2 protein-coding genes are annotated in these 2,223 nt (G+C 60.0%); both read left to right on the top strand.

Annotated features, from left to right (window positions below; genetic code table 11):
* Nucleotides 1-758, top strand: a 758-nt coding sequence (locus tag A1351_RS08985) for an aminoglycoside phosphotransferase family protein (protein WP_064032808.1), incomplete at its 5' end; no start/stop codon positions are given.
* A 748-nt stretch (nucleotides 759-1,506) separates the two neighbouring features.
* Nucleotides 1,507-2,208, top strand: coding sequence for a BglII/BstYI family type II restriction endonuclease (locus tag A1351_RS08980; RefSeq protein ID WP_083967246.1), 702 nt, complete (start codon nucleotides 1,507-1,509; stop codon nucleotides 2,206-2,208).
* The last annotated feature ends 15 nt before the right edge of the window (nucleotides 2,209-2,223 follow it).

The raw sequence follows: 2,223 nt of genomic DNA, 5'->3' as shown, positions 1-2,223 counted from the left end.
ATGGCGAACCGATCACCACGCCCAGCGCCAGACTTTTGCCGGTAAGGCATGGCGACGTTGCGGCAATGCTCAAGATTTCCTCGCTCGGCGAGGAGCACAATGCCAGCGCACTCCTGTCGTGGTGGGACGGCAACGGAGCGGCGCGCGTTCTGGCGCACGACGGCGAGGCGTTGCTGATGGAACGAGCCACGGGTTCGCGGTCGCTCGTCGATCTTGTCCGCAATGGCCGAGACGACGAGGCGACGCTGATCGTCTGCGACGTCGTTCGCAGATTGCACGGGCGCCGATCCACGAAGATGATCGGACTGTCGCCTCTCGTCGCCCGCTTCCGTTCCCTGTGGGACGCGGCAGAGAGATACGATGGAATATGGGCGGTCGCCGCCGGCGCCGCGAGAAGGCTCCTAGCGGAACCTCGCGACGTTGCCGTTCTTCATGGCGACGTCCATCACGGGAACATCCTCGATTTCGGGGCCCGCGGCTGGCTTGCAATAGATCCCAAGGGTCTTTCGGGAGAGCGGGGCTACGACTATGCGAACATCCTCTGCAATCCCGACGAGGCGACGTCGACCGCGCCGGGGCGGTTGGCGCGCCAAGCCACGTTGATCGCCCAAGCCTCCGGAATCGAATATCGGCGGCTCCTCGAATGGACGCTCGCCCATGCCGCGCTCTCCGCCGCCTGGTTCCTCGAGGACGGGGGGAGGCCGGAATGCCGGCTCGCAGTGGCCGAAGCCGCCGCCCGCGAACTCGAATCCATCTGACCCGTTCAAGACACGATCCGACTCGATTTATGCTCCAATTTCGGAGCGTCGACTCGATTTATGGGTTCAAATCCGTCACATAACATATTGATTTATTTTGATAGAGGATTGTGACGACTCGATTTATTGGTGAAATTCGACTCACGTTATGCTTCCAAAACGTCTTGGATCTATGACCGTGAACGCGCCCTCCCCGACCTCCGTTTCGCCAGAAATCGGAAATCGACAGTGCCGTATTCGATGATTTGACGGGCTGCCCGTCGCGAACGCGCGGCAGCGGCACGCATCCTAGACAATCGTCCAGACCTCACGCCCGATGTCGCGGAAGCGGCCGGCATGATCGATGGATCGCTTCGGATATCAGCGCCACCCCATCGCGATCGGCCTATACTGACGTGCGGTTGGCAGGTCCCGTGAGGACTTCCAATTACTCGGCAATACTGCTTATTTCCGGCTCGCCGCCCGTCGACCTCGAAGGCAAGGCGAATTTGGCTCCAAAAGCCGACTCATTTTATGAGGGCAATTCGAAGTTTCGACTCAGGATATGGGGTGAAATTGACTCGACTTATGCTTCCCAATGGAAAAGCAGAGACTAGTCTTTTCAATGTGTTGAGTGGTCACCGTGACTCATGATATGGGTAATTGCACATGGCCCGTGCTGGCCGTTTCAGAAATCCCGGCGGCGACCGTCGCTTGCATGGACGAAACGGCGTGGGCTACGGTTCAGCCCTCCGAAAGCGGCTAGGCCATGTTCGAAACCCATACCTACGACGATCCCCAAGTATTGCCGGCCGCTGCGCGTGAGCACTGGGAATTCATGGAAACGAACTCGGCCGCCGCTGTCATGCAGGCGGTTTGCCCGGACGAATGGAAGGACATAGTCGATGTCCTTTCGACATATCGGCTGGTTCCAGAATTCTGGCTGAAGGCGGGCGGCAACCGAGGGGACATCGCCGCGCAGATCGACCGTCTGTTTTCGGCGCGGGGCTGGAAAGAGACCCGCCTCGACCTCGAAACCACGGGCATTCTCTACGACAAGAACAGCAGGGTCATAGGGACGCTGCCGCCGGTGCGGCAGGAAGGCTACCTTGTCGACAACTTCAAGGGCCGCGTCGCCCTCGACGTGGAGTGGAACGCGAAGGACGGCAATCTCGACCGGGATCTGGCGTCCTATCGGTCATGGTATGAGGCCGGCGTGATTTCCGCTGCGGTCGTCATCACGAAAGACCGCCCGCGCTTGCTGAGCTTGGCGCGTCGGATTTGGGGAGAATACGAGGCGACGCTTCCCGAGGAAGAAAGGACCAACAAGCTTCCCATCGATCTGTCGACGTCCACGGTAACGGCATTCGACAAGGCGCAAATGCGCGTGCGGCGCGGCGTCATGGGAACATGTCCAGTCCTCATCGTCGCGGCGACCGAGAATACGTGGGACGGAAATCCTTACCGTTAGAGCGCGTTCCGATCG

It is taken from the genome of Methylosinus sp. R-45379, from assembly GCF_001644125.1.
Classification (GTDB): domain Bacteria; phylum Pseudomonadota; class Alphaproteobacteria; order Rhizobiales; family Beijerinckiaceae; genus Methylosinus.
The sequence above is the reverse complement of the archived record's forward strand: the minus strand, read 5'-3'. Positions and strand labels throughout refer to the sequence as shown.

Bases quoted from the DNA above. Each gene is read 5' to 3' on its own strand.
- A1351_RS08980 (WP_083967246.1), top strand. From the start codon at position 1,507: ATGTTCGAAACCCATACCTACGACGATCCCCAAGTATTGCCGGCCGCT.